We start from the raw sequence: 6,012 nt of genomic DNA on the forward strand, positions 1-6,012 counted from the left end.
CTATGATAGTTTTATTGAGTCAGACAAAGCTGCCTGACTCAAGCAATCCACTCTCCGATATAGTCGGGGCGGTTCAAAACTTTAAACTCGTAAACAGCAGATATTTTTGGCAATAAGTTTGTAATTAAAGTTACTATTACATTCCGTAACACTACTCCCAACTATCATTATAGTTTTACTATAGGCTAGCGCTTTTATTTTAGCATTATAGTTTTTTAAAGTTCTTAATTAAGCTAATGCCGTATTTCCCAACGACTTATGTTAAGTTGAGAGTCGCGTATTCGATATAAAATCGTAGAATGATAAAGTTTAAAATGATAAACACACTAATCTAGCCTCTAAAATCTATAGTCAGTTCAAATTAAAATTGTTATAAATCTAAACGCGCTACTGGTATAAATTTTACTTGCGTGCTGTTATCACAGAGGCTGCGCAAAATTCATCCCAGCAGCGCTATGTCATTTTTAGAGTGAATTGACTATACATATAAAAAAAGACTAAATGCATACACATTTAGCCTTTTTCAGTACTTTAAAGATAGTTATCTATAAGAGTTTTTAATTTCTCTTTCAATATAGTCAGCAGCTACCTTATTATAACCTAAACAAAATATCTGACTAACGGATGGATCAGTTGGGGAAGAGATGTCAGAAGGATAAAATAGAGTTCCTTCATACAGTTTTCCTTCGTAAATTACAGCTGCTAGTGCTTGTGGTGGAGCAGTACCGAATATAGGTAGACTGGCTGAGCCATTAGTATCCTTATCTATATCATCTGAATAGGTGACATAGTTAACGCTGATATCATTATCTGAACCGACCATCATCGTATTAAATATTGGATTAATGCCGTTTTTGGGACTTCTGTCGTTTTTCCAAGCCATTAGACTCGGATATTCTGATGGAAAATCTAAATCAAATTCGAAATATTCTTTATCACTTTTATTACGATAATTGTAGCATAGCGATCCATTAGGAAAATTATAGCCTTTGTTTGCAATACGAGGAAGAAAATCAAGAGTAACACTTATGTTCTCAGATGATGGACCTGAAATCTTAATAGGATTTTTTATCTGTGTCTTGATGATTGTTTTACCCGTTTTTTCATCTTTATATATTTCTTCAAGCGTATCATTATCTATGTATTTAAAATTTTTAAACTCATTGGTAGATAGATATTTCAAATTTTTAGCCAGTATTAAGCTTGGTAATATAGATTCTGGACCCTCATTATCATCCAAGTCGGAGTTACCGTACACATCATATTCTGTAAGCATTACACCATTTGCGGTAACTCTAAGGTTCTGCCTATTGATATAACTGATGCCATCCAAACCTGGCTGCGAATCATCATCAATTATGAAGCTGATAAACTCGTACGCTGATTCACTTACATTTTCATTACTCGATACACTTGAGTCAGAGTCATCGCTACCACAAGCAGCTAACATAGAGCAGCTGAGTAGAATACCAGAACAAAGCAAGACGCTTCTTGGTTTTAACATTTGAACCCCCTTTATTATTGAGATATTTTTGTACATTTTGTAGGAAATTACAGAAACTATAATGGCAGATGACTCTATTATGAAGCCACTAAAAAACACAGTCATCATACATGTTAGATAATATTTATAGCTGATATTTTACGTTTTAGCTCCACGCTTTAAGATTGGGCTAATAACTGCATGTACGAGAACTGTGTTAGTACAAATTTTCTCATAAGTATAAAATAGTTTAAGCATCCATCTTATGATAAATTAAAAGACATTACTATATATTTGTACTGCAAATAAAAATCATCTAAGCTGTGAATGGTAATTCTCATGTCCGATGAATAAGAAGGCTTAAATCTAGTAGCTTGCGTTTGATTTTCAAAAATAAAGCGTTTATGAAAGTGAGCATGATACTCATTGATTGCTACAGTCTGGCAGAGGTCATAACGATGTAACGCTAGCTAATAACAATTTTATAGCTTTCTTAACTGTATCCTTAGTGTTTGTATATAATTAACTGTCATCAAGCGCTACACTTATCTTTTTTGATAGGTAGTCTAGTATCATAGTTGATAGTTGTGGATAGACTAATATCATAAATTATGACAAAAAAGCCAGATGCATGCGCTATCTGGCTTATAAAAGTCCTTTACAGGATTATTAATTTAATTTTAGCGATAAGCTTCAACATTGTTGGTATAACCATATTGCGCATCATCACGAAGCGTTACGTTACCGCTAGCATCAATGTCTAAAAATACCATCATACTTTTTTTAGCAATGATTCGGGGTGCAAAAGGAGTGTTATCAGGGTTCTTTCTATTTTTTACTTCTGCCATAATTTGCTTCGGATAAATGGTATAAGTTTTCCACGCACTAGCCGGTAACGAGTTCCCATACTGTGTAATGTAATTATCCATTGGTACAGGAATTTGATAGTAGGGTTTCCATTTAGCGTATTGAATTTCTATCCTATTAGGTATAGAGTTTCTGAAATGACACTGACCACCCCAAAAAAAGTAAGACGTTTTACCTGACGTATCATAAGTACATTTACCTGCAATTTGTGGAGTCTGTTTAATAATAAATGTAGGATCTTCTCTACTATTAGTCTCTTTCTGAGAGAAATCAATAGTAAATGAAGTATCTCCTATGCCAACAAGATTAGTAGCAGCACAACCTGATATTGTGACTAAAGTAACAATGCTAACTAATAACAAATTCTTATATTTCATAATTTGCTCCTTGATATTTTAATGTACAATTTATACGCCTTCGCAGACATTTTTTTTAGTAGGTAGTCTTATGTCTTTACTGACGCTCGTTGAGATATTTAGACCATAATGACAATTTACCCAGTTTAAATAGTCCGTAATACGTATAACTTGTTCTTTTGAAGTATTGAATAGAATATCATAACCTTCACTTTTACCTTCTTGTTTAAGCTCTTTGTACTTATTCATCTTACTATTAAATTGAAGCGGATGAGATGTTAACATACCAAGTAAACTGCCTTCTCTAAACGCCTCACCTGTTGCCAGAAAGTCTTCCGTTTGATTCTTTATTATATCAAACCGTTTATAATTAGGGTTTTCAAAATTATCTTTGATATATTCCCATGAGAGCTCCAGATGATCTTGGGTTTTGAAGATACTGGCTTCTTCATAACCTTTTGAGGCATCATTTGCCCAGCGGAACTCGCTACCTGGGGTAAATACTTTAAAACGAGCAACGCTATCATGGACAACAGGATCATCTACACGATTATATTTTTCTCTATTTATGATAGAGTCATCAAATTTTATTCCTGCTTCTTTGGCATGCTTAATTATCCACATTAGCGCTGCATTGGATAAGTCGCCTTCAGCATAACCGCCACCGATATCAGAGTGCGCCCCTAAAAAGCCTTTTTCTAAGCGGAAGTTGCCAGTAGAGTTAGTCATATTATTGTTTAAAGTCGCGTCTGCATGGTCATCATAAATAGAGCGCCGAGAGAACTGATACCGATTTTCATTCATTGCCACAGCGTGTACGACACTTTTAAAGGTATCATCTACTGTCAAATCCATACCAAACTTCCGCAAATCTTCCATGTCGTTATTTTGTTCACTACCATAAGCGGGAACCGTATCCATCAATCCCATAAAATTGAAATTAAAGTCAATACCGCAATCCTTTAGAAATTTAGAAGTATACTTCCATTCTCTTCTTGCAGAATCTTTAGGATTGCCTGTAATTGTTTGATCATGAGTTTCCCAATAACCTGTATTCATTAACGTCTTGACCTTACTGGCAAACATACGAGCAGAAGCGGCTCCTCGACTAAAACCAACAGTGTCTAATGTGATAGCATATTTAGAAGTGACGAAGCCTTTTTCATCGCGCTTTATCACATTCGGATCTGTATATACTTGCTCTAAGTAGTCGTATAGATAACCGACCATCGCATCGACACGCAGTACTATTGATAAACCGTGACCAAGATCAGCTTTATTACCAAGGCTTTTCTTATCGGCAGATACGCCTGTATATTGATCTGTAGTACCCGCGCCTGCCATATAGAACACATTATTCTGTAAATTTACATCACTAAAAGACTTTTGCTGTTCTTTGAAATTTACTTTATCACCAGAGACTTCTGCGTACTTCCATTTCTTACCTGGCGTGTAGAAATTGGGCTCTTGAGGTGCATTAGGGTCTTGATTGATACGGTAAAGATCCCTAAATTTGACGACATTAGAGGGTGCCTCGTGTTGCTGACCATACTCATCCTTACCTATTCCTTCTATAAAACCAAGATTTTTATAGTCTTGATTGTTTGTCCCATCAAAAGCAAATAGCAACAGCCCGGGTGGATCGATAAAGTGTGTCGGCGTCGCATTAACATAAGCATACAGATTCTCACCCCCGCCAAGTCCTAACGGATCAGCAGATAGATAACGACCCGTGTCTTGGTCGTAATAGCGCCAATGATTGTAGTACAGTCCCGTCTCTGTATCTTCGTACTGACCCGGGAAGCGTACGTTTAGCTCGTAGTTGTTGCTTTTGATACTGTCATCGACCTGACCCCCAAAAGCAGTAGGTGTAAATTGCCATTTCAGTAGATTGGTCTCACCATCACGTACTTGACGCGGACGTCCTAGATAGTCGGTGATGACATAGTTGATACTTGGATAAGCGCTGTCTTGACCCCATAGCTTGCTTACCCAGTTCTTACCTCGCTGCCATAATGAGATATTTGGTTGTTCTGTAGTCAACAGCTTACCGTGCTTACTTCGTGGGTAGTCCATCATAGCGGTTAGAGTATTACCGATATAGACATAATGACGAACAATATTGCCCTCACCGTCCAGCTCATGCTGGAGCTGGCTGTCTTCATAGACATAATAGCTAGTCTCTGGTGCGGTAAGTAGCTTGTTGTCCTTTTGATAGACTGTTTTTTTAATGCGTTGCCCTTCATCGTTATAGCTATACTCGGCAACGAGCTTCCCTGACTTGTCTTTGACTTGGCTCAGCTGTCCTGCGCTGTAGCTTAGCTTATAGACGCCGTACTGAGTAGGAAGTCCAGCCGCATCATAAGTAATGCTTTGAGCGTTAACGTTTTGACTGTCTGCAGTTTGAGCAATAGGCGTGATAGCGGTTAACCTACCTTTATCATCGTATTGATATTTCTTTAGAGTTTTTGAATCATCAATACCTAGCATGCGGTTGCCAAGCTCGTCATAGATATAACGGGCTTCGATAGTGTCGTCATTGTTCTGATTGGCTGTCTGTTTGCTAGCCGCGCTCACTTGAGTAAAGGTATTATCCAGCTCTATAGGCTGGTATGAGCTAGTAATAAGGTGATATTGGCTGTCATAGAGATAGTTGTACTCTTTAGGCACAGCTTGGTAGTCAAGCTCAGTGACTTGACCTACAATACCGTCAGAGGTGCGTTGCCACTGCTGACTAAATAGCGGAATGATATCATCTGCATGTGCCGAGCGGATAAAAGGATTGTCACCAGACTTCGGTATATTGCGGTAGCTGAGACCTGAGAATTGACCGTTATCGTCATAGAAATGACCCATAACGATGTGCTGCCCTAATTGATAGCTGGTTTGATTGATGCCAGAGGCTTGGTGAGTGCTTTGACTATAGATAGCGGTGGCTCTGATGTCATCAGGCGCTTTATAGCGAATCTGATTGTTATGACTAAGTATTTCAATACCATCAGGCAAAGTAGTAGTACTTATCATACTACCATCTTTGTCATAACGATAGCTGGTCACTATGAGCTATGCTGAAGAAACCGTAGAGATAAACTTGGTAAACTAAGCGTATTAACTGGAGTTTATCATGACCAAGAAAATCAGAACTTATAGCACCCAATTTAAAGCAGAAGCCGTTAAGAAGATAGCAGACAATAACGGCAATATCTCAGCGACTGCAAAGCAACTTGGCATTGCCATGCAAACGCTATCAAACTGGCATAACAAAGCCAATCAAGGCAAGCTTGTTGGTACAGAACAATATGATCC

Annotated in this window: 4 protein-coding genes; 1 reads left to right on the forward strand and 3 read right to left on the reverse strand. The window is 37.7% G+C overall.

The genetic code is table 11. The annotated features are described in order from the left end of the window. Window positions 1-541 precede the first annotated feature (541 nt). The 3 genes from FOR85_RS12260 to FOR85_RS12270 all read right to left on the reverse strand — a co-directional run bounded on the left by FOR85_RS12260 (window position 542) and on the right by FOR85_RS12270 (window position 5,730). Window positions 542-1,504, reverse strand: a complete 963-nt coding sequence (locus tag FOR85_RS12260; RefSeq protein ID WP_144298139.1) for a hypothetical protein — start codon at window positions 1,502-1,504, stop codon at window positions 542-544. Window positions 1,505-2,163: 659 nt separating this feature from the next. Next, the gene (locus tag FOR85_RS12265; protein WP_144298140.1) at window positions 2,164-2,727 is read right to left on the reverse strand and encodes a hypothetical protein; all 564 of its coding nucleotides are present in this window, start codon (window positions 2,725-2,727) and stop codon (window positions 2,164-2,166) included. A gap of 30 nt (window positions 2,728-2,757) precedes the next feature. Then, window positions 2,758-5,730: a phospholipase effector Tle1 domain-containing protein gene (locus FOR85_RS12270; RefSeq protein ID WP_144298141.1), complete on the reverse strand. Its 2,973-nt coding sequence runs from the start codon at window positions 5,728-5,730 to the stop codon at window positions 2,758-2,760. 100 nt (window positions 5,731-5,830) lie between these two features. Here FOR85_RS12270 and FOR85_RS12275 point away from each other — a divergent pair. Continuing rightward, window positions 5,831-6,012, forward strand: a 182-nt coding sequence (locus tag FOR85_RS12275) for a transposase (protein WP_144297889.1), incomplete at its 3' end; no start/stop codon positions are given.

It is taken from the genome of Psychrobacter sp. YGAH215, from assembly GCF_007280595.1.
GTDB classification, from domain to species: Bacteria; Pseudomonadota; Gammaproteobacteria; order Pseudomonadales; family Moraxellaceae; genus Psychrobacter; species Psychrobacter faecalis.

Excerpts from the sequence above, each read along its gene's own strand:
- FOR85_RS12260 (WP_144298139.1), bottom strand. The coding sequence starts at position 1,504 with ATGTTAAAACCAAGAAGCGTCTTGCTTTGTTCTGGTATTCTACTCAGC.
- FOR85_RS12265 (WP_144298140.1), bottom strand. The coding sequence starts at position 2,727 with ATGAAATATAAGAATTTGTTATTAGTTAGCATTGTTACTTTAGTCACA.
- FOR85_RS12270 (WP_144298141.1), bottom strand. The coding sequence starts at position 5,730 with ATGATAAGTACTACTACTTTGCCTGATGGTATTGAAATACTTAGTCAT.